At 37.0% G+C, this 22,357-nt stretch carries 23 protein-coding genes; 12 read left to right on the top strand and 11 right to left on the bottom strand.

The features are described from left to right. Nucleotides 1-74 precede the first annotated feature (74 nt). From FCJ93_RS19900 to FCJ93_RS19890, 3 genes are read right to left on the bottom strand one after another with little or no spacing between them, the layout of a single operon-like run. Entirely contained in the window at nt 75-1,253 is a 1,179-nt protein-coding gene (locus FCJ93_RS19900; RefSeq protein ID WP_306428705.1) for an ABC transporter permease, read from the bottom strand. After that, nucleotides 1,210-1,932: an ABC transporter ATP-binding protein gene (locus FCJ93_RS19895; protein WP_095310558.1), complete on the bottom strand. Its 723-nt coding sequence runs from the start codon at nt 1,930-1,932 to the stop codon at nt 1,210-1,212. The genes FCJ93_RS19900 and FCJ93_RS19895 overlap by 44 nt, the downstream gene beginning before the upstream one ends. Nucleotide 1,933: 1 nt before the next feature. Continuing rightward, nucleotides 1,934-2,908, bottom strand: coding sequence for an efflux RND transporter periplasmic adaptor subunit (locus tag FCJ93_RS19890; protein WP_095310556.1), 975 nt, complete (start codon nt 2,906-2,908; stop codon nt 1,934-1,936). Between the two features lie 165 nt (nt 2,909-3,073). On the opposite strand from FCJ93_RS19890, the gene FCJ93_RS19885 reads away from it, so the two are divergent. Together FCJ93_RS19885 and FCJ93_RS19880 are read left to right on the top strand one after the other, a co-directional pair. After that, entirely contained in the window at nt 3,074-3,745 is a 672-nt protein-coding gene (locus tag FCJ93_RS19885) for a response regulator transcription factor (protein ID WP_137744492.1), read from the top strand. Between the two features lie 9 nt (nt 3,746-3,754). Then, nucleotides 3,755-5,002: a sensor histidine kinase gene (locus FCJ93_RS19880; RefSeq protein WP_137744491.1), complete on the top strand. Its 1,248-nt coding sequence runs from the start codon at nt 3,755-3,757 to the stop codon at nt 5,000-5,002. A gap of 298 nt (nt 5,003-5,300) precedes the next feature. On the opposite strand, the gene FCJ93_RS19875 is transcribed toward FCJ93_RS19880, so the two are convergent. Together FCJ93_RS19875 and FCJ93_RS19870 are read right to left on the bottom strand one after the other, a co-directional pair. Next, entirely contained in the window at nt 5,301-6,605 is a 1,305-nt protein-coding gene (locus FCJ93_RS19875; protein WP_137744490.1) for an MFS transporter, read from the bottom strand. Nucleotides 6,606-6,623: 18 nt separating this feature from the next. Beyond that, nucleotides 6,624-7,049, bottom strand: a complete 426-nt coding sequence (locus tag FCJ93_RS19870) for a MarR family winged helix-turn-helix transcriptional regulator (RefSeq protein ID WP_137744489.1) — start codon at nt 7,047-7,049, stop codon at nt 6,624-6,626. Between the two features lie 457 nt (nt 7,050-7,506). Here FCJ93_RS19870 and FCJ93_RS19865 point away from each other — a divergent pair, with 457 nt between their 5' ends. Then, complete coding sequence (locus FCJ93_RS19865; protein ID WP_235879550.1) at nt 7,507-8,184, top strand: N-acetylmuramoyl-L-alanine amidase family protein; 678 nt, start codon at nt 7,507-7,509, stop codon at nt 8,182-8,184. Between the two features lie 243 nt (nt 8,185-8,427). On the opposite strand, the gene FCJ93_RS19860 is transcribed toward FCJ93_RS19865, so the two are convergent. Next, nucleotides 8,428-9,243, bottom strand: a complete 816-nt coding sequence (locus FCJ93_RS19860; RefSeq protein ID WP_137744487.1) for an immunoglobulin-like domain-containing protein — start codon at nt 9,241-9,243, stop codon at nt 8,428-8,430. Between the two features lie 33 nt (nt 9,244-9,276). Further along, nucleotides 9,277-10,077, bottom strand: coding sequence for a hypothetical protein (locus tag FCJ93_RS19855; RefSeq protein WP_137744486.1), 801 nt, complete (start codon nt 10,075-10,077; stop codon nt 9,277-9,279). 932 nt (nt 10,078-11,009) lie between these two features. Here FCJ93_RS19855 and FCJ93_RS19850 point away from each other — a divergent pair. The 4 genes from FCJ93_RS19850 to FCJ93_RS19835 all read left to right on the top strand — a co-directional run bounded on the left by FCJ93_RS19850 (nt 11,010) and on the right by FCJ93_RS19835 (nt 13,636). Next, the gene (locus FCJ93_RS19850) at nt 11,010-11,327 is read left to right on the top strand and encodes a PadR family transcriptional regulator (RefSeq protein ID WP_137744485.1); all 318 of its coding nucleotides are present in this window, start codon (nt 11,010-11,012) and stop codon (nt 11,325-11,327) included. Next, the gene (locus FCJ93_RS19845; RefSeq protein ID WP_095310541.1) at nt 11,314-11,880 is read left to right on the top strand and encodes a DUF2812 domain-containing protein; all 567 of its coding nucleotides are present in this window, start codon (nt 11,314-11,316) and stop codon (nt 11,878-11,880) included. Before FCJ93_RS19850 ends, FCJ93_RS19845 begins: the two co-directional genes overlap by 14 nt. A gap of 102 nt (nt 11,881-11,982) precedes the next feature. Further along, nucleotides 11,983-12,909, top strand: coding sequence for a helix-turn-helix domain-containing protein (locus FCJ93_RS19840; RefSeq protein ID WP_095310539.1), 927 nt, complete (start codon nt 11,983-11,985; stop codon nt 12,907-12,909). Between the two features lie 505 nt (nt 12,910-13,414). Further along, nucleotides 13,415-13,636, top strand: coding sequence for a heavy-metal-associated domain-containing protein (locus FCJ93_RS19835; RefSeq protein WP_095310537.1), 222 nt, complete (start codon nt 13,415-13,417; stop codon nt 13,634-13,636). Nucleotides 13,637-13,708: 72 nt separating this feature from the next. On the opposite strand, the gene FCJ93_RS19830 is transcribed toward FCJ93_RS19835, so the two are convergent. Further along, the gene (locus tag FCJ93_RS19830) at nt 13,709-14,113 is read right to left on the bottom strand and encodes a MarR family winged helix-turn-helix transcriptional regulator (RefSeq protein ID WP_095310535.1); all 405 of its coding nucleotides are present in this window, start codon (nt 14,111-14,113) and stop codon (nt 13,709-13,711) included. Between the two features lie 360 nt (nt 14,114-14,473). Between FCJ93_RS19830 and FCJ93_RS19825 the strand changes: the two genes are divergently transcribed. The 5 genes from FCJ93_RS19825 (at nt 14,474) to FCJ93_RS19805 (ending at nt 19,341) form a co-directional block, all read left to right on the top strand. Further along, a complete protein-coding gene (locus tag FCJ93_RS19825) occupies nt 14,474-14,935 on the top strand; it encodes a flavodoxin (RefSeq protein WP_095310533.1) in 462 nt (153 codons plus the stop codon). Continuing rightward, nucleotides 14,932-16,842 (top strand): heavy metal translocating P-type ATPase, encoded by a 1,911-nt coding sequence (locus FCJ93_RS19820; RefSeq protein WP_211344138.1) that lies wholly within the window; start codon nt 14,932-14,934, stop codon nt 16,840-16,842. Before FCJ93_RS19825 ends, FCJ93_RS19820 begins: the two co-directional genes overlap by 4 nt. A 62-nt stretch (nt 16,843-16,904) precedes the next feature. Beyond that, nucleotides 16,905-17,597 carry a Crp/Fnr family transcriptional regulator gene (locus tag FCJ93_RS19815; RefSeq protein WP_137744483.1) on the top strand — a complete coding sequence of 231 codons (693 nt, stop codon included), beginning with the start codon at nt 16,905-16,907 and terminating at the stop codon, nt 17,595-17,597. An 832-nt stretch (nt 17,598-18,429) separates the two neighbouring features. Further along, nucleotides 18,430-19,020, top strand: a complete 591-nt coding sequence (locus FCJ93_RS19810) for a YdhK family protein (protein WP_137744482.1) — start codon at nt 18,430-18,432, stop codon at nt 19,018-19,020. 123 nt (nt 19,021-19,143) lie between these two features. Then, the gene (locus FCJ93_RS19805; RefSeq protein WP_137744481.1) at nt 19,144-19,341 is read left to right on the top strand and encodes a hypothetical protein; all 198 of its coding nucleotides are present in this window, start codon (nt 19,144-19,146) and stop codon (nt 19,339-19,341) included. 282 nt (nt 19,342-19,623) lie between these two features. On the opposite strand, the gene FCJ93_RS19800 is transcribed toward FCJ93_RS19805, so the two are convergent. The 3 genes from FCJ93_RS19800 to FCJ93_RS19790 form a co-directional block, all read right to left on the bottom strand. Continuing rightward, nucleotides 19,624-20,301: a response regulator transcription factor gene (locus FCJ93_RS19800; RefSeq protein WP_137744480.1), complete on the bottom strand. Its 678-nt coding sequence runs from the start codon at nt 20,299-20,301 to the stop codon at nt 19,624-19,626. Further along, nucleotides 20,298-21,671, bottom strand: coding sequence for a sensor histidine kinase (locus FCJ93_RS19795; RefSeq protein WP_137744479.1), 1,374 nt, complete (start codon nt 21,669-21,671; stop codon nt 20,298-20,300). Before FCJ93_RS19795 ends, FCJ93_RS19800 begins: the two co-directional genes overlap by 4 nt. Nucleotides 21,672-21,789: 118 nt before the next feature. Continuing rightward, a complete protein-coding gene (locus FCJ93_RS19790; protein ID WP_328592012.1) occupies nt 21,790-22,119 on the bottom strand; it encodes a GNAT family N-acetyltransferase in 330 nt (109 codons plus the stop codon). Between the last annotated feature and the right edge of the window lie 238 nt (nt 22,120-22,357).

Below are 22,357 nucleotides of genomic sequence, written 5' to 3'. Positions count from 1 at the left end.
ATTTCTTATTGATGTAACTTTCTTTCAGGATTCATTGAGCAAGCATTGCGGCTGAAGGAACAGCAGATAATCAGCTATTCTTGGCGCAAAGCTTGGATGGGATTTAATTTTGAAGCTTTATTTGCTGGAAATACCCCGAATATGATGCCAATTGCAAAAGAGAAGACGAACGCAAGTATCGTAACGGAAGGCGAGAATGAGATAGACAAGGAAGAGAATATCCCAATGAGTTTTGCTATGCCTAGTCCACTAACAACACCAATAAGCCCACCTATCATACTTAGAACAACTGCCTCAATAAGGAATTGCAAAAGAATCGATTTTCGATTCGCACCTATAGCTTTTCTAATACCAATTTCCTTCGTTCGTTCTGAGACAGAAACAAGCATAATATTCATTACACCTATTCCTCCAACGAGTAAGGAAATGCTCGCAATACCTCCTAACATTAATGTCATTGTATCTGTGACAGAACTCATCGTTTCCATTAGGTCGTCCTGGCTGGATACAGCGTAAGAATCACTTGAATTTGGAAATAACGTGGTCATGACTCCTTGTACCTGAAATTTTGCTCTGTTTATCATCTCTTCATTTTCTGCGGAAAGGTAGAGCGTATTGATGGTTGTATTCTTAGTAACCCTCTGTGTCGTAGAAAGAGGAGCAATGATAACATTATCTCCGCTTGTGCCAAGCGAGCTGCCCACTGACTCTAAGACGCCAACTACTTTAAAGGAAACTCCATTTATTTGAATGTTTTCTCCAATGGGGTTTGTGTTTGGAAAAAGGGTTGAAGCCGTATCTGATCCCAGTACAACAATTTTTTGCCTTAATTCATTCTCTATATCAGAAATAAAACGGCCTGCACTAAGTGATAAATCTCTTATAGATAGATAGGGAGAAGTCGTTCCCGTTATTGACACCTGTATTGAGTTATCACCTTTTTTAGCCATTACTCTTTCAGAACTAATCGGAGCAACTTCAGATATACCGCTCAAATCATCAAAATGTTCAAGTTGATCCAAGTTAAGTTGTACAGATTCCGTATCGGTTACACTTAGCGTTAAAAGATTTGTTCCCAGACTACCAATTTCTTCTGTTACCGATTGAGAAGAGCCTTGTCCAACTGCGACTAGTGTAATGACTGAAGAAATCCCGATAATGATACCGAGCATAGTTAGAAAAGCTCTTAGTTTATTGCTTTTGATACTCTTAATGGCCATTTTGACGGATTCCAGCAGGTTCAAGCCAGTCACCTCCATTTTCAAATAATTGACCATCTTGAATTCTGACCACACGCTTTGCTTTTCTCGCAACCTCTAAATCATGTGTAATCAAAATAATGATATGTCCTTTTTCATTTAGCTCCTTAAGTAGTTTCAAAACCTCTTTTCCTGTCTTGCTATCTAAAGCTCCAGTTGGTTCATCTGCAAGCAGGACAGAAGGATTGCCAGCGAGAGCTCTTGCTATCGCAACTCTTTGTTGCTGCCCACCTGAAAGCTGTGTTGGTAAATGGTACTGCCTATCTCCTAATCCGACCATTTCTAGACATTCAATGGCGGTGTCTCTTCTCTCTTTTACACTGATTCCTCTATAGACAAGAGGAAGTTCAACATTTTCCAATGCTGTATATTTATTTAGTAAATTAAAATTTTGAAAGATAAATCCTATTTTTACATTGCGTATGACTGCTAATTCATGATCTTTCATGGTGGTGACATTCTTTCCATCGAGTAAATACTCTCCGGTATCTGGTTTGTCAAGACAGCCAAGCATGTTCATGAATGTTGACTTGCCAGAACCTGAAGGCCCAATAATGGAGAGGAAGTCCCCTTCATTAATTTGAAGAGATACTTCCTGCAAGGCATGGACCGTTTCACCTCCAAGCTCATAGGATTTTGATAAATGATTTATTTCAATGATTGGTTTTGTCATGTTACTGTCCACCTCTTCCTGTACCACCTGGGCTAATTGAACCATCACCTGGAGGCCCTCCTTGACCGCCACCAGCAGGAAAACCTTGTCCACCACCATCACGGAATCCTTGTCCATTTCCTGATTGATTTCCAGAAGAAATTGTGATTGGCAATTGGATGATTTGTCCCTCTGTTAAACCAGAAATAATTTCAATATTTTGGTCGTCATTGATGCCTGTCTCGACCATTTGATTAGTGGATTTTGCGTCGCTTCCTTCTGACGCAGATTCTTGGACAGTTACATATTTCTCATTTCCATTGACTTTGACAGATTCAATTGGTACATATAGAACGTTTTGTTTACTTTCCGTTGTGATCATGACTTCTGTTGACATTCCAATTAATAAACCCTTTGGATCAGTAAACTGGACAGTTACATTGAATCCAGAAACGCCATTTTCAGACGTTCCTTCTTTTGCGACATTTGTTACAATTCCTTCAAAAGTTTCATCTGGAAAGGCATTTGCTGTTATTTCAGCTGATTGTCCTTCTTCAATACTCGTGATATCCAACTCATCTACACTAATAACGGTTTGTAAGATTTCATAGTCTGTAATATGACCGACAACTTGAGAAGGCTGAATGCGGTCTCCACTTATGATATCAAGGGAAGTGATCGTACCAGAATGTGGAGCAGTGATTGGGTCACTTCCATCCTCAAAGGTGATTAGTTCATCGCCTTCTTCTACTCTTTCATTAACTTCCACTAAAACCTCGTCAACTTCACCATCAGAGGCTGCGATGATATCAGTGCTATTTATGGAAGTTACTGAACCAGAGCCAGTTACCTGGACATTGATGTCCCCTTTCTTAACGGTTGTTGTGATAATTTGAGCTGTATCGGGTGCTGCTGAGGCTTGTTTAGTTTGGTAATACCAAAAGCCACCGCCTGCGATGAGCAATACGATGATACTAATAGAAATCCATTTATTCACAGTTATTCCTCCTCTATTCATCTTTTATCTTGATGTATGAACACATTATAGAAGGCCAACCTTAATTTTTCCTTAAGATGCTTTTTAGAATTTGAGTTCTTTTGCGATGGATTTATTTTACTATATAATAGTTCTAGTTATAGCAATTTTATTAGGAGCGATAATATGCATTTATTAGTTGTGGAAGATAATCCTTCTTTATTGAACACAATTGTTCAGTTTCTCTCAGATGAATTTGAAGTGGACCAGGCGAACAATGGAGAAGATGCTTTATATTTGGCAATGAAGAACATACATGATGCGATTATTTTGGATGTGATGATTCCAGAAATTGACGGTTTTGAAGTGCTAAGAAAAATGCGCAAGGAAGGGATAAGAATACCTGTTCTTTTTTTAACGGCAAGAGATTCGTTAGAGGATCGGGTAAAAGGATTGGATAGTGGCGGGGATGATTATTTGGTAAAGCCTTTTCAAGCGGCTGAATTGAAGGCGAGAATACGTGCTTTATTAAGGAGGAGCGGCAGTTTAACAACTGATCAAACGATTCGATATCGGGGAATTGAATTATCAGGAAAGGAACGTGAAATTATTGTGGAAGGGGAGCCGATCAAGCTTACAGCTAAACAATATGAACTGTTGGAATATTTAATTCAAAACAAAGGGGCCATTTTAACAAAAGAACAAATTTATGACCGTATTTGGGGCTTTGAGAGTGATACAACTATCGCAATTGTCGAGGTATTTATGCATCATCTCCGCAAAAAATTAGAACCTTTCGGATATCATGCGGATATTAAAACCATTCGTAGTGTCGGTTACATGTTAAACGATGAATAGGAGAAAGCTATGTTTCGTAAAACTCATATTAGGCTCACCTTATTAAATTCCTTAGTCCTATTTGTTCTAATCAGCACGCTTGGAAGTATTATTTATCTTTATACGGAAAATCGCTTATATCAAGATGTAAATAAATCACTTTTAGATTCTGTTGAGCATTTCCAGCAGCGTGTCGTTTTTGGCGAGCCAAATTGGGACGTACCGCCTTTTATAAGGAGAGATCCGAGGATTATGACCCTTATTTGGATAAAGGATGAGCTCGTAACAGAGCAGAGTAGAGAGGCGGATTTGTTTGTAGATAAAGAGGATTCGATTCGTCCTCAAAAATTAAATGCATTAGAGGACGTGAAAATTGAAGGATTCACTTATCGATATATTGCTTTTAATATGGAAACAGAATTTGGTATAACGACAGTACAATTTATTCGAAATGTAAATTCTGAAAAAGAATTATTAGATAGGCTTTTGATCGTGATTTTAGTCAGCTGTGGAATAGGAATGATTGCCGCAGTTGCCTCGGGTTACTTTTTAGCGGGTAGGGCACTTATTCCGATAAGGAATGCTTGGCAAAAACAACAACAATTTGTCTCAGATGCTTCACATGAACTTAGAACACCATTATCAGTAATTCAAGTCAAAACAGATTTACTTCTCCGAAATCCACAGTCGACAATAAAAGAAAGAGTTCTCGACATCTCAACGATTTCGAATGAATCGCGAAGACTGTCCAAATTGGTTGCTAACTTATTAACTCTTGCTAGAACTGATTCTGATCAGATCGAAATAAAGAAAGAGGATTTTCGATTGGATGAAATGCTTCATGATATTATCCGTCAATATGAAGATATTGCATTATATGAAGAAAAATCTTTAGAATTAAAGGTGCCAGAGCAGATAACATTTTTTGCGGATCAAGAGAGGATTCATCAATTAATCATTATATTACTGGACAATGCCTTGAAATATACGAATAAAGGTGGCGAAATAGTAGTATCTTGTCATGAGATAAACTCCTCGATTAATCTTCAGGTAAGCGACACTGGAATCGGGATTTCTGAAGAGGACATCCCTAGAATTTTTGATCGCTTTTTTCAAAGCGATAAAGTTCGAACATCAGGAGGAGGGGCTGGTTTAGGATTATCGATCGCCAAATGGATAATTGACAAGCATCAAGGAAAAGCAAAAGTGCATAGTTCACCTGGAAAGGGAACAACCATTGAACTTAGTTTTCCTAAAGTCCAAAGGGGGACATTTTAGTTTCTCTGTTAAATCTTACTGTTGGAAAAATAGAAATATAGATACAAAACTTGGAGCTATTTAATAAGTTCCAGTACAAAAAGGCAAGAGATGAAAATTTGTTTTTCTTCACTTGCCTTTTTGATTTATCGTCATTTGAATGGAGATCCGCACGTAAACTTCAAATTCCACAATCTTGTTGCTTCATAAGCAATATCGTAATGGACTTTGCATGGAACGAAGTGAATCCATACGAAACGTCAAATAGAAAATACAGAGCCAGCCCCATAAGAATTTACTTGTGCACTTCAATTACTAATTAACTGGTTATTTGATTTGTTGATAAATTCGGCTCCCTTTTTACCTTTTCAGGTTCAGGAAGCATGACGCACATTAGCGCTGCTCCGATTAACAAAATGATTGCCGAATAAAAAGCCATATTATAATTGCCAGTGATATTAAAGAGTAATCCTGGCAAATAAGCTCCTAGCGCTGAGCCAAGTTGATGGCTGAAGAATAACCAGCCTAACATTAACCCTAACAACTGTCGATTAAAAAACTGCGTTGCCAGCATTTGCGTAGGGGCTACAGTTGCAAAATCCACGACACCAAAAGAGATAGCGAAGATGATTAATAAGGACGGGTTATTAACGAAAAATGTTAAAAATTCCAGATTACTAATAAATATGGCCAATAGAATGAGAGTAAGTGTTCTACCAATATATAAATATGTAAGGAATTTTCTGTTACTCCATTTATCCGCAATGACACCAGATATCAATGTTCCAATAATATTGAAGGCAGCTAAAAGACTGACTGCTGTACCTATTTCAGTAGGTGTAAAACCACATAACTGAGCAAATGGGATAAGGTGAGTATCCATTAACCCTGTAGTTGTATATCCACATATAAAAAATGGGAGAAGCAGGAACCAAAAATGGCGTTTCTTTAGAATGGGCCAAAATGATGGTTTTGATTTTTCCAGAGAATGTTGATCTTCTTTTTCTTCATCGAAATGATTTCCGCCAATTGGTTTTAAATTCTTGTCTGCCGGTTTATTTCGTAAAAATAGCAAGCCGATTGGAAATACGAAGAGCATTAAGAATACTCCTAATGAAATCACTGTCATTTGCCAATCATACATCGATATTAAGAAAAGTGAAGCAGGGACAAGAATGAGCTGTCCAGCGCCAAATCCAGCCTCCATGATTCCAAAGGCAAGTCCGCGCTTCTTTGTAAACCAATTCGTAACCGCAACTGAGGCAGCGACATTAGAGGCCCCACCAACACCAAGAGAGACAATAATTCCGTAAAGGATGAATAATTGCCAAGGAGAGGTTGCCCAATTGCAAAGAAAGATGCTAATTCCTACAAGCAGCGTGCTGAAGGATAAAATAACGCGAACACCAAAGCGATCAACAAGCTTTCCGATTAAAGGTTGTGATAGTCCATATACAATAAAGCTAAGTGTTGAGATAAGAGAAATCGTCCCTCGATCCATATTAAAATCCTTTTCCCAAGGTTCAATAAAAGCACCAAAGGATAAACGAATTCCCTGCACAGCTAGTATCGTTAAGAATGTAATAAATAATATGACCCAAGCATAATGAAACTTGAACTTCATGGATGTCTCCTTCCAGATTTAATTTTCCTGGTTCAATCCCAGCTTTGTCAGCATTTTTTTGAAAACTTTTATTTCTTCCTCATCAAATCCCTCTATTACCGAATGATTCACTTCATCCATCGTATTATTTAGAGGAGTTTCCAGTTCTTTTCCTTTTTCCGTTAAATATATTAAGTTTATCCGTCTATCTTTCGGATCATGGCGCCGCTCGATCAGTCCATTTTGCACTAGCCGATCTAATATGGGGGTTATTGTTGAGCCATCCAAATGAAGTCGTTTGGCAATGTCAATGCTTTTTTGGCCCTCCTTCTCCCATAGTAAATGCAATATGGTAAATTGTACGGGCGTAATTCCAAAGTTGCTTAACCGTTCTTTTCCTTTTTGCGATACTTTGTGAAAAGTTTTCCCTAACAAAAAACAAAAGCAATCTTCAATTTTTTCCACTTGTCGAGACCTCCCAATAAAAGAATTTTCTTAATTATAATAGTAGCACACAAATTATTGGTGCACCAATAATTTGTGCAAAAGTTATTGGGCAATTTTTAAAATCATGCTCTGCTTTAAAGCGAAGTTTTTTTATCAAAATAGATTAACGTTTATCTATCTCTCATTGAATCGTCATTTTACTAAAAAAACGGTTTTTCGTGTGAAGTCTTGGTCTCGCACGTCTTTTAGTTTAGAAAAGTCTTTTGATTCCATGGAAAGAAAAGCTGCACCGGCATATAACAAAAGTTAGAAAAAGCCAAGTACATCTTTGCATCTCTGTGTTATTCTTTTAAAAAGTATCCAAAATGCTCATGGTGGAAGGGTAAAGCAATTCGAGCGTGAAATATTATTATGAATATGGGTTATATCGTGTAAGAAGAAGCAGATCAAGTTAATATGAAGAAGATGACGTTTTATGAGTCTAGGCAATGTCAGTGAAGAACTAAAATGGAAAGAAGGCAGAAATATGAAGAAAATCGTGTGGCTTTTTGGACTATTATTGTTTATCGTAATAGGCTCAGCTTGTAGCGACGATCGTTTAAAGGTGGTTATTGACCCAGGTCATGGAGGAGTAGATGCAGGGGCAACAGGTGTTAGCGGGAAATATGAAAAAGATTTTACTTTAAGTCTTTCGAAAAAAGTGGAGCAATTGTTGAAAAAGGAATCTGATATAAAAGTTTTGATGACACGAAGTGATGATACTTTCATTTCACAGGAAAGTCGGCAAAGACCGAAATACGCTAATGAGGTAAAGGCAGATCTATTTATATCTATTCATGGAAACACTTTTTCAGATTCTTCCGTATCGGGAACCGAGACATTTTATTATCATAAAAATTCTCAATCTTTTTCTGAGATTATGCAGAAACATGTGGTGGAGGCGACTGGTTTCAGAGATAGAGGAGCAATGAAAAGGGATCTATTTGTTGTTAAGGAAACGGAAATGCCGGCTGCGTTACTCGAAATAGGTTATTTAACAAACCAGGAGGATGAGGCCAAAATGTGGACGGACGACTTTCAAAATCGTGTTGCTGCTTCGATAGTTGCAGGAATTAAAGAATATCAAGAGAATCTGGAAAAAACAGAGGAATAGTTTATTTTCTCCATTTATTGAAGAAAGACTCAGAAAAAATGGCTAAAATCGCTGTAGGCAGAAATCTGCTCACCATTTTAGCCATTCGTCTTTTAAATTTTGCAAAGCCTATGTGGATAATCTTCACGAATCAACAGTTAATATTGACATAAAAAAGCCATTGAAGATAGCCGAATTCCTCTTTAGAAATTTTTCTGAAATGAATCGGATGCCGGAAAATCGTTTGTCTGCGGAAACATGTATTCATTCCACTGTAAAGGAAACTGAAATTTTTTCGTTTTCATCCAATTCCTTAATGACACGATAGGTTCCCTTTTCCAATTCATCCAGCTTGACATCTTGGGAGAAAGATTCGTTTTTCCTGATTATAACACCAATGTCAGGAACCATTTGTTCGAATTTGTATGGTTCCCATCCTTCTCCATTCCACTTTTCTAATATGATTCCATAGCCTGTACCTATCTCAACGGTACCCAAATTTTTCAAGGTTACGATCATCGTATCGCCTTGGGAATATATGCTTTTATCCAAATCAATTCTTGCATTTAGTTCATCGTAAGGAACGAAAAGACGATGGTACTCACGTTTGCGAACTTCATTATCTTTGTTTATGGCAATCTGTTCAATATAATAAGCAACATTTTCCTCGTCTGGAATTTGTATGGTAAAGAGAGGATCATCTCGATGTACAGTTTCCTCTAAAATGGTTTCAAACGCTCTCTCCTCATCGTTGAACTTTAGAAATCTCACTTCATATCTGCCACTACGGGACAAAGTATTCGGATTAATTTCAAACTTTTCCCTAGGACGATAGAGGCGGTGAATTGTTTGCTGAAAGGATTTTGGATCACGATCACCAAAAAAGGCTGAATCTAGCAAGTCTAAGTACGATTTACTTGTGTACTGAATCGCTGTATTTAATTTCGTTTTGTCGACGGCTTTTAACTGTTGCGGGATCTCATTATGAATGTTTTCACCTTTAACGTCAGGCTTGGTGATTTCGTCCGAACTGCATCCAGTTAATAATAAAAACAGCAAAAATAGATAGATGTTTTTCATTTTGTTTTTCCCTCGCTATTTAAAGAGTTCCGTTCACTCGACTGTAAAGAGTGCGGAAATTTTATCTTGCTCTGTTAGTTTATCAATAATACGATAGGTTCCTTTTTCAAATCGACATTCGGTGTACTCAGGATAATGAAAATCATCCATTTGCACTGAAATTAATTGCCCACTCTCCATTTTATCAACTTTATAAAGCTTCCAATTTTCACCGTCCCATTTTTCAAAGGTTCTGCCAGCTCTAAATCCTAATGGGATGGTTCCTAATTCCACTAATGTTATCGTCATTGTATCTCCTGCGCTATACGTAGTTTTATTTAATTCAATTCTTGCATTTAGTTCATTGTAAGGAACAAAAAGACGATGGTATTCTTGTTTGCGCACTTCATGATCTTTGTTTAGGGCAATCTGTTCAATATAATAAACGACATTTTCCTCGTCAGGAATTTGTATGGTAAAGAGAGGGTCATCCCGATGCACAGTTTCCTCTAAAATGGTTTCAAATATATTCTCCGTATTGTTGAACTTTAGAAATCTCACTTCATATTTGCCACCACGGGACAAAGTATTTGGATTAATTTCAAACTTTTCCCCAGGGCGATAGAGGCTGTGAGATGTTTGCTGAAAGGATTCGGGATCACGGTCGGCAAAAAAGGCAGAGTCTAATAAAGCTAAGTACGATTTACTTGAATGACGGATAGCTGTGTTCATTTTGGCACGATCAATTTCTTTTAATTGCTGCGGAATATCATTAAAAACGGCCGCGTGGTTATCCTTTACAACTTTCTCCGTACCGTTCTTGACGGTTTCATTAGACGTACATCCTGTTAACAACCATAACGATAAGCATAGAGTAATGGTTTTTTCAATGGTATCACCTCCTTTACTTAATTAGTCGTTAAACTCAGAGAATGCGTTACCATTATTTTGAAAGTAGTAAATCAATGGGGAATTTAAACAAATTAATAAAATAAGTCAGCATGCAATTGAGGTTTATTGTTGAGAAGATCCTTTAGTCGAAGTGCTTTTAAAAAAGAAGCGATCTAAATCCGCATATGCTATGTATTAAACCTTGTAAGTGATGTTTTTCATAATAATTATTACAAACTCCATATTATAGACACAGAAATTCAAAGAAATTTCCATATCTTGAATACATGATAGTAATGGAACTATGCTATTTTTAAACTATTAATTGAAATAAATACTTGTTTTTATAATGAGAATCAAAACTCTTCGATTAATTTCTCATTAAACAAGTAAGAATTTATTTTAATTGTAAAATAGTGCAGAACAATGGAAAAAATTTAAAAGTGTTTAGGGCAGAGCTGTAAGTTTAAGAAATCTAGTTAACCACTCCCAAGCAAAGGTCTATGTTTTTTTAAAATTGATCCAAAATAATCCTCAAAGATACTGAATTATCCAAAAATTAAACGTAACAATGAACTGCTTGTTAAATGAATATTTAATCTGAATGAACAAAGAAAAAATAGCTTTATCTTTTCCTATAAAATTCTTATGGATAAAAACTTAGTTTATGTTTGAGAACAATATTCGTCATCTCTGCTTGTTCAATGAAACGGTCAATTAATGAATAAGATTATAAAAAAGTCGATTTCTTTTACTTAGGAAATCGACTTTTTTCGTTTTAAATTTTTTCAAGTTGCTTCGATGAGTTTTAAAAATGGTGTTGACTATTCAGTTGAACTGTACTATATTATTATTCAGTTCAACTATATAGTTCAACTGAATATAGGGGTGGGAATATGAAACATCATTTATTGCCGTTGTCCGAAACGATGCATTATATTTTATTAGCTTTACGTGAGCCGCTTCACGGGTATGCCGTTATGCAGAAAATAGAGGAATTAAGTAATGGCACTGTTATTTTAGCCGCTGGTACATTATATGGTGCGATTGAAAATTTGAGTAAACATGGTTGGATTGAACCTGTTGGAAATTCAGGCAGGAGAAAAATTTATATGATCACCGCAGAAGGAAGAACGATTTTGAAATTAGAACAAGAAAGGCTAGAGCATATTTTATCCTTGTATGAAGGAAGTGAATCAAATGAAGATGTTTAAGGTGTTTTTTGATATTGAAAAGGAAGAACTATGGTTAAACGAGCAGTTGCAAAAAGGTTATCGTTGTACAAATATAAGTAGTTTAGGAATATATACATTCAAAAAAACTGACAAGAGATATGTGATGCGACTGGATTATCAAAAGTATTTACCAAAGAAAAAGTTTCAAGAGTATAAAGGGATATATGAAGACTTCGGCTGGAATTATATTACGCATAGCTTGTTTGGCAGGATTCGCTACTGGCAAAAAGAAGACGACGGTCAAAATGAAATCTTCTCGGATCGCCAATCAAACAGCCATTATTATAAAAGATTGATGGGTTATTCATTTTGGCTATGTATGCTTATGCTAGCTGTTGCTATTCCCTACATGAATTTTTCGGAATTATATCATTCAGGTCTTTGGAGTATGCAAGGTGATTTGTTTTGGAAGGCTTTCATCTTTGAAACTCCATTTGCTTTATTGAAGCTGTCTCCCTTCTTTTTCAGTATTTTCTTTGGGATTAGTTTTTATAAAGCTAATCGAAGGTACTCAATGTTAAAAGAAAAATAACAATAGGAGTTTAAGTATGAAAAGGTTGATATTACATCGACCTTTTTTTAGTGATTTTTAGGATACAGCAATTACTTTGTCGCAAGATATATCAAAAAACGGATGAAAAACTTTGATATCTTACATTTAAAGGAGGTGCTTTCGTTGTATAACCATGAAATTATGATTAAGAATATTATTTTGTATGTGGAAGAAAATCTACATGAACCACTTGATTTGGAGAATATTGCAGCACAATCAAATTTTTCAAAGTATCACTTCCACCGAATATTCCAATCCACGATTGGCATGACGATAACTGAATATATTCGGATAAGAAGATTGGCTAATGCCTCTTCTGCCTTGATTTACACAAGTGAGCGTATACTTGATATCGCTTTATATTATCAGTTTGAATCACAAGAATCATTCACAAGAGCATTTAAAGAGATTTATAAGTTACCACCAGGCAAGTATCGAAGAATCATGCGAGACATGATTAAAATTAAGGAGGAAACAAACATGGATACAAAGGTGAAAGGTTGGTTTTTAAGTGGATCAAATCCATTTCATTACGAAATGGGGATTGACCATGAAGTTGTTCATCAGGGGAAAGCATCAGGATATTTAAAATCAAAAACAGTGTCGGATTCGACTGAATTCGCAACCATGATGCAAGCGTTTAAGGCTAATCAGTTTGTTGGAAAGCGCATTAAACTCTCTTGTTTCATCCGTACGCAAGAGGTAGATACGTACGCTGGGATGTGGATGCGAGTAGACGATACAATGGAAGATGTACTTCAATTTGATAATATGAGTAATCGCCCCATTAAAGGAACCACAAACTGGAACCATTACTCAATCATTTTAGATGTTCCAACTCAAAGTGCTGTTATTTCGTTTGGTATCATTCTGTCTGGACAAGGAACTGTATGGGCAGATCAATTCACTTTTGAAGAAGTGGATGAAAGTATTCCAACAACTAATTTAGAGGTACATGGTGAACTGCTGGACGAGCCAGTTAATTTATCGTTTGACGAAGAAATATGAATTAAAGAAGGAGCATAGAATGAATAATTCTGGTAAAAAAGCTGCAGGAGTAGTATTAAGTATTATAGTTATAATTGCAATCATGGCTGTAAAATTTGCAGGAATTAACACGCTTGTTCATTACTTAAAGTTTTGATGAAAGTATTGTTCAACTTTACGGCAATAGGCGTAATTCTTGAACAAGAAGCAACAGAGTTACACATATTGTCATGTGCAAAATATATACTCTTTTCACCATATTACTTTGTTAATTTAGAGAATTCAGATGGATATGATGAAAGTAAAATATCAAATCCTTATGAAAAAGTTAAACGATGGTTGCTAATATTTACTGATAGGCATTTTCGGTTTAAAAATTTCAGTGAATTGATTCACAGATGCTTGTCTTTTTCTAAAGGAAGCTCAGTGCGCGTAATCTTCTTAAATCCCATTCTTGATCCTCCTCAATTTATTCATTTTCAAATTCCCTTACAATCAAGATATAACGATTGAGGAGGTAAACAAAATGGAAAAAATAATTTTCCAATTAGAGCCACTAACTTGTCCATCCTGTATTAAGAAAATCGAAACGGTTCTTCAGAGAACGGCAGGTGTAGAATCTGCCAAAGTGATGTTTAATTCAAGCAAGGTAAAAGTGGAGTTGAATGAGGCTGAAGTGAGGGTCGAAAAACTAAAAGAAACATTGGAAAAGCTAGGGTATTCTGTTTTATCTATGAAAGTTTCATAATTATCATGGAAGCTTCTGCGGGAATGCAGAGGCTTCTTTTTAATCGTTTCTGCTCCTATTTCAAACACTCATTTAATCCGGTACATTCTGTTTTACTTGCAGAAATCCTATCCTTGCGATTTCCTCTAAATGAATTTCAGACAAACGCTGCAAAATTTCTTCGCCATCTACAGTCAATTTAATTAAAACACTGCGTCCATCATCCGGGTTACTTATTCTTGTGACAAGACCGAGCTGTGAACAACGATCAATCAACCCTACACAGGCATTATGTGAAATGAACAGACGTTCGGCAAGTTCACGTGGTGTCGCTGTGTCTCGTCCGGGGAACCCTTTAATAGCCAGTAAAAGCTGGTGTTGCTGAGGAGTGACCCCCACTTTTCGTGCTTCAGAATCACTAAAATGAAGGAATTTCTTTAATTGATATCTAAATTCAGCTAGTGATTCGTACGTTTCTTTCGTTAATTCATGTGTCATAGAAATCCACCTTTAATCTTGATAAATATATCTTAACACGATATAATTTAAATACAATAAATATATCGTATTAGGATATAAAGTGAGGGATTAATATGGATTTTTTAAAATTCTTAGCTCCAACCACCATATCTGGCATCGTATTTTTTGTTGTCTCTATTGTCGGGATTTTTATTTTGAACAAAAAGGTTTATAAATTTAATGATTAAACAAAGAAAGGCTTTTGCTATTTTGTGCAGGAGCTTTTTTTTTTGAGCCAATTTTTAGATGAAATTGATGAGGATCAATTCAATTGCAAATGAATGTGACTATGATTAATTCATAATGATAGTGAAGTTCTTTAAGGTAGGAAGTGAGACTGTGAATACGATTATTATTTTTTCTAGTATGACTGGAACTACAGAGCAGATGGCGTATGCTTTAGCGGAGCAATTAGTAAAGAGTGGTGAACAAGTAGTTGTGAAAGATGCCTTCGATGCTTTTGGTGAAGAGTTGCCAGCATATGAACGAATTTTGCTCGGTTGTCCAACATGGGGGGACGGAGACTTATCTGATGAATTCATCGATTTTTACGAAGAAATGGTACAGATGAATTTAACAGGAAAAAAAGCTGCTGCCTTTGGTCCAGGGGATTCATCTTATAAACATTTTGCCAGAGCTGTTGACATTTTGGAAGATGGGTTAAGAGCTTGCGGATGTGACATCATCACAAACGGCTTAAAAGTGGATAGCAGAAGCAGCGATGAGCAGGAAATACAAACTGAATGTAAGTGGTTTGTTGAGAGATTGATGATAGAAAAAATGGGGTGCGCGAAGCGATGAATAAAAATAAAAATTACCTGACCAGTATCTCATTTGTTTTAATCATAAGTGGTTTGTTCGCTAGCGGTTTTGATATTGAGGGAATGAAGAAAATGGCCTTTATTTTGGCTACCTTTGTTGCCGGTATCCCTATTGCCATGAAAGCCTATCACTCTGTTAAAATGAAAGCTTTTAGTATTGAATTATTAGTCACCATTGCTGTGATTGGCGCTATTTTTATTCAAGAATATTTCGAGGCAGCGGTTGTCACGTTTTTATTCTTATTTGGGGATTTTTTGGAAGCAGGTACATTGGCAAAAACGCGTTCAGCATTAAAAGAATTGGTGGACATGGCTCCCCAGGAGGCGATTGTGGTTCGGAATGGATCACAAAAGATAGTCTCAGTTGAGGACGTTGAATTCGGAGAGCGAGTAGTGATTCAATCAGGTGCAAAGATTCCCGTAGATGGAAGGATTGTATCAGGGCACGCTTTTATAAATGAGGCTGCTATTACTGGTGAAGCAATTCCAGCAAGGAAAAATGAAAAGGATCATGTATTTAGTGGAACGATTGTAGACAATGGTTTTATTGAGATCATCGCTGAAAAAGTAGGAGATGATACGACTTTTTCGAGAATTATTGAACTAGTCGAAGAGGCGCAAGAATCAAAAACGAAAACGGAAAAGTTTCTTAATACGTTTTCCCAGTACTATACACCGGCAGTAGTTGGTTTAGCTACCCTCGTATTTGTTATAACCAGAGATCTTCATCTTGCGATTACATTTCTTGTCATCGCTTGCCCTGGAGCATTAGTAATTGGTGCTCCTGTATCTAATGTTGCAGGGATTGGAAATGGGGCCAAGCATGGCGTCTTGGTCAAAGGTGGAGAAGTAATGGAAAAGCTCTCGAAAGTGGATACATTGATGTTTGATAAAACAGGGACATTAACAAAAGGAAGACCAGAGGTTACCGATATCCGCCTTTTTCAGGAGTTCGAAGAAAATGAATTACTACGATTAGTTGCACATGCTGAACTGATTTCAGAGCATCATTTAGGGCAAGCCATTATCAAGGAAGCGAAGGCTCGACATTTACCTATAACGAAAGCACCGGAAGAAGGGGAAGTAGTGAAAGGACATGGGATTCGTGCCAAGGTAGATGGTCGAAGGCTTGTGATTGGCAACCGCAAATTAATGAAAAATGAAAAAGTGGAACTTCCAAATGAACTTTCCCAATATGCAGAAGAACGTGAGATAGGTGGGAATACTGCGGTCTTTGTAGCAGTAGAGGATCAGATGATCGCTGTCATATCGATTGCCGATCAAATTCGTGAGGATGCGGCAAAGGCTTTGAACGAAATGAGAAAAAGCGGGGTCGAAAATATCATTATGTTAACTGGAGATAACTGCTATACGGCTGAACTAGTGGCTACTCAATTGGGGATTGACAAATTCTATGCAGAGTTACTGCCGGAGCAAAAAGTAGAATATGTAAAAATGTTCAAACAACAGGATCGTATCGTTGCTATGGCAGGAGATGGGATTAACGATGCACCGGCGATTGCTTCAGCAGATGTTGGTTTAGCTATGGGGCAGAGTGGCACAGATATTTCAATGGAAACAGCGGATGTCGTCTTAATGGGCGACAAGCTAATGCAATTTTCTCACGCCTACGCTTTGTCGAAGGCAACGATTCGTAATATGAAGCAAAATACCTTTTTGGCTGTAGCAACCGTATTTATTCTACTCATAGGAGTACTGATTGACTCTATTCATTTAGCATCCGGAATGTTTATCCATGAGGCAAGTGTGTTGCTTGTGATTTTGAACGGAATGAGACTTATTGGGTTTAATCAAAAATCTAAAAAGCTTGGAACAAAGGCACAAACTGCATATAGAAAACAGTGGGGAAGTTCACTTCTTAAATGAGAGAACTGAAATAAAATTAAAACGTTAAGCAATGTGTTATTCCAAATAGGGGTTGATTCAAATTGGAACTAGAAGAAAAAATATTCATTCATCAAGCATGTGTTTCAAGGGTTCCCATTTTTAGCGGGTTAGGGGAGGCGCATTTAAAGGAAATTATGAGAACAGTAAAAGCTGTTTCTTATAAGAATAAAGAGATCATTCATCATGCAGGGGATGTTTCAGACTCCCTTTACATTGTGAAGGAAGGGAAAATAAAGATTTACAGACTTTCAGAATCAGGAAAGGAGCAATTAATTCGGATTTTATATCCAGGTGACTTCACTGATGTGCAACCATTGTTCATGGATTCGCTTCATCATTCATTTGCGGAAGCGATGGAAGATACTGTAGTGTGTGTCATCCAAAAAACGAGCTTGCAGGAACTTTTAATAAAATACCCTGTGATTTCATTCAAAATGTTAGCAGAGCTTTCGAATAGATTGGATATGTTGGAGAGGCAGACGATGAGGTTTACGACAGAGAAGGTAGAGACGAGGCTCGCCCTTTACTTAGTTGAAAGTCTCAAGCAAGAAAAAGATGGCAATGAATTTGATTTACCGATGAGTAAAAAGGATTTAGCTTCCTATCTTGGAACAACCCCAGAAACGATTAGTCGTAAGTTAACAGAATTTGTAGAAGCAGGCTATATTGAACAGAAAGGGAATAAAAGAATCAAAATTTTAGATTTAGAACAACTGTTCGTTGTTAGCCAATAGCAATTTTAGCACCCATTAAATGAAATCTCCGTCTGAAAATTCGATCGGATATATTGAGTTTCCAGACGGAGTTTTTAAATGCGAGTTTAGGGTATACCTACTCCTGTAATGACCATAGAGGCATTAAATAGATAGCGACCGCATTACTATCTTTTATAGTAGAAGTGAAGAAAGTCGGTCTGTGGAATTTAGATCCGGACGATTATTTAACCAATTTAAGTTATACACCATCAAAGGATAAAATAGCTGTTTCGGCCCATAATATAGCTTATAGAACAAGTAGGGAGAACGTGATGATGAAGGCTCTCTTGCTAGCCGAAATTTTTTTGTCGCTTTTATTCATTTTTTTACTGCAAAACTTACCGTAACAAGACCAGTAACTGAAGACAATAATATTTTGAACTTATATGTATTAATAAAGATTTCAAATTGATTGATTGAATGGATTCCATATGTAAAATAAGAAATTTGGGAATCTATCGTTTTGATGAATTTACAATAAAAAAGAGTACTGCAATGAGTACTCTTTTTGGCTATATGTAAAACTCCGAGTTGAAAACTCGGAGGAAACAATAAGATTATGGCTTACCAACCCAAAATTTATTGTTAAATCTAGTATACGAACCTTGTCGAATTTTGTCGATGATGAATGATTGGAAGTATAGGATGATCCTACCAATGTATTTTAAATTTGGAGATACTCTTGCTTGAGAGAAACCGTCACAAAATGCTCAAAAAATTCGACTGGGGATCTCCATCATTTCTGCATACTTTCTTGTTAAAGTATGCATTGTGATAAAACTCACTATGATTTACTAAGGAGGAATTACAAATGTTTAAAAAATTAAATGGAAAATGGACTATCTTTTTATTAGCGGCTTTCATTTTTATCTTAGGAGCATGTTCCAATGGAGGTGATGACGAAGCTGTAGAAGGGGATGATGAAACTGCTCCTACAGAACAATCGACAGGTGGAGATCACAGTCATATGGAGATGTCCGGAACAGGGGAAGTGCCTGAAGGTTTGGTTGATGAAGAAAATCCAACCTATGAAGTTGGCAGCAAAGTGATCATTGAAGCGGATCATATGGAGGGAATGATGGGAGCCGAAGCAACTGTTTCCGGAGCTTACCACACAACTGTCTATGCCATTTCGTATACACCAACTACTGGTGGGGAAAGAGTAGAAAATCATAAATGGGTCATTCACGAGGAACTTGTTAATCCGGGTGATGCACCTTTGGCTCCAGGGACAGAGGTAAAAACCGATGCTGTCCACATGGCAGGTATGGAGGACGCAACAGCAACCATTGATTCAGCTGAAGAAACGACTGTCTACATGGTAGATTTCACAACTCCAAGTGGAGAAGAAGTCAAGTTTCATAAATGGGTAACTGAAGACGAATTGTCTCCTGCTGAATAAAATAAGTCGAATGTTCTTCACTCAGTAATTTTTTTCTCTAAATCCCTTTATTGCGATGTGGTTAAAGTCGAGTTATTTAAAGTGAATTGAGTGGGAATTTACCTTGAGAAAGGGAGGACAAGGTTGTTATCGGTTGAATCGAGAGTCTATAAGACCGGAAAAGAAGAGTGTAAAGAGTGGTCAATCGAGCAGCTATTAGAACGCATGAAAATCCCAGCACGACAAACGATTATCTGTCTCCTTTTAGAGGCAGATTTTATCGTTTGTGCACCACTCTTGGAATGTGTTATGTCAGGAGCAAGCAATAAGCTTTTAGTTTGAATTTTACAACCGACGATAAGTCAATCGGAGCCCCGTAGGTTCTTATATCGAAAGAAAGGCCTTGATCGTTTGTACTGTGATGAGTACGAAGGAAAGCAGCTGTGGATCATGATCGCAGAAACGATATTCGAAGATGCAATACGATTTTTTTAGGTGAAATGACCATATAGTCGTAAATCCAGAGATTTGTCCTTAGGAATGAATCTTATTCACATAAGATTAAGCTCAATTCTTAATTTGTTTGAAGTTTACAACGTCTAAAGTATGGCCAATCCCTTTTACCTAACTTTTACTGGCCCATTTATAGCCGACACCCCAGACGGTTTGCAAGTAATCATCTGGGGGGAAACCGGCCTTTCGAAGCTTGTCCCGTAAATTCCTCACATGTGAGTCGACGGTACGATCTTCCGTTGCCACCTCAAAGCCCCAAATCGTCATAATTAAATGCTCTCTTGAAAAGACTTTATTTTGGTTGCTTAGGAATAAACTCATCATTGCAAATTCTTTAGGGGTTAGCGGAATATTTTTACCATTGTACTGAACTTGGTAGGAGTCGTTGTCTAAGATGATGCCTTTAAAATATAGCTTGCTTGATATCCCTTTTTTTCTTCTTAAAACAGCTTCGATTCTTGCTGTGAGTTCATCTTCATCAAAGGGCTTTGAGATATAATCGTCTGCTCCACCTTTTAATCCTTTGACAATATCTGATTTTTCACTCATAGCAGTAAGCATAATGATCGGAATGTCCCAATGCCTTCGAATCTCTTTGCAGGCTTCCCAACCGTCCATTTCAGGCATCATCACATCTAATAAGATAAGGTCAGCGTGTTCAGACTCTAAAAAGGCGATCGCGTCTTTTGCTGATTCCTTTTTCACACATTTATAGCCAAGTGGAGTTAAATATAAAGACAGTAAATCAAGCATCATTGCCTCATCGTCAATTAATAAAATCGTCTTCATTTGCTGACCTCCTTAAACGTTAATTGAAACTTTGTGCCTACGCCTTCTTTACTTGTAACAGAGATTTCCGCATCGTGGGCATGGACAAGTTCATGGACAATGGCCAGTCCAAGCCCTGTTCCGCCAAGAGATCTCGTTCTAGATTTATCGACCCGATAAAAGCGGTTAAAAATATAAGGAAGATCTTTTTCTGGAATGCCTTTTCCATTATCAGTGATGGCTATAAGGATCGAATCTTTTTCCTTCCAAGCGTTTAAAGTAATGTCCGATTCTGTATCTGAGTATTTGACGGCATTATCCAAAAGATTAAATAAAATGAGTTCGAGTTTGATGGGATCTGCCATTAAATAGAGTTGTGTCTGGCACTGATACATGTAGTGAATTTTTTTCTCTGTAAGCGCGGGTGTCAGTTTTTGCGAAACTTTTTCTAATAATGGCTGTAGATCTAGGCGCTCTTTTTGGATCACAAAGGAATTTTGGTCCATTTTTGCTAAGTTAAACAATTCTTTTACAAGGTTTGAGAGACGATTTGTTTCGTCAGATATAATGGTTAAATATTTCTGCTGCTCTTCTTCATTCAAGTTTCTTTTTCTAACAATATCGGTATAGCCCTTTATATAGGTAAGGGGTGTCCGCAACTCATGTGAAATGCTGGAGAGAAACTCACTCCGCTGTTGCTTTAAGTAATTTAGTTCCGCGGCAAGTGCTTCGATCGAGCGTGCCAAATCGCCTAACTCATCCTTAGAGGTTTTCGGAAAGGAGACAGAGAAGTTTCCTTTGCTAATTTGATAGGTTGCTTCTTTCATCGTGAGTAAAGGTTTCGTAATTCCTTTAGAGAGAAAGACAATAATGATAACGGTGAAAATGATCGATAATACGCCGGCAAGAAAAAAGTGTTCGTTTAAACTTTTCATCATTAAATGAACCGATTCCGTGTTTTCAAACATATAGACATAGCCCATTAAATGATTATGGATATAAATAGGGCTGACTGTAGCAATATATCTTTCTCTCTTCCAATCATCTTCAATGACTTGCCCTTCCCTAGGAATTTCCTGCCCAGGAGCCGGAAGATATTTTTCAAAGTTGTCTATCGGATCAGAGAAGCGAATTACAGTGCCTTTTTCATCGGTAATGACGACATCTGTTGAGGACTCTGATTCCATCAGAATCACATGGTCGATAATGTCTTCAGCGAAGTGATTTTCAAGAACGGCCCGATGGGAATTTCCTCTTGCTTGCAGTGCCATTACCTCCTCTTCCGCCTTTGTGTCGGCTATTCCCATATGTAAAAAGAAGAGCATCGAAGTAATTAGAGAAAAGATAATAATGAAAAAAAGAATGCCTAATTTAATCGATAAATTTTTCAATCCTATCACCTAAGTTGATAATGGACAAAACGTTTGCATGCTTTTCCATCACGAAATTTGATTAGATCAATAGTGTACTGAGAAATTGTGGAGAAACAGTGCAGTTTTCCTCTACCTTTTATAAATTGAGCTCGTAATGATAAAATTGGACATCTTTTATGTAGCCATGTTTTTCATATAAGCGTTGAGCCGTGTCATTATCTGGAGCAGTGCTTAAGCTGATGCTTTTTGCCTTGGTTTCGCTGGCAAACTCTTTTACCTTTTGTAGAAGCAGTTCTCCAACGCCTTTTTTTCTAGCATTTTTTGTCACATATAGATCATTTAAAATCCATGCCCTCGCCATTGAAATGGAAGAGAAAGTGGGGTAAAGCTGGGTAAAACCGATGTAATTACCATCATTTTTCACTATAAAAATGATCGATTCTTTCTTTGAAAGCCGTTCCTTAATGTAACTTTTTGCCCCCTCGAGATCTGATGGTTGTTGGTAGAACTGTCGATATTGATCAAACAGGGTGGCTACCCATTTATATCTGCGATAGTTGCTTGGTAAATTTCCAACTAAAAGTCCTCCCTCTATAAATATTGATATATCAACGGTTTGAACCGCTGTTGGAGTGCCAAAAAAATATTTTTCGACACGATTCCTAATAAAATTTACCTAATATGTTAAACTATTCCAATACATA

This window comes from Robertmurraya siralis (assembly GCF_005502275.1).
Taxonomy (GTDB): domain Bacteria; phylum Bacillota; class Bacilli; order Bacillales; family Cytobacillaceae; genus Robertmurraya; species Robertmurraya siralis.
The sequence above is the reverse complement of the archived record's forward strand: the minus strand, read 5'-3'. Positions and strand labels throughout refer to the sequence as shown.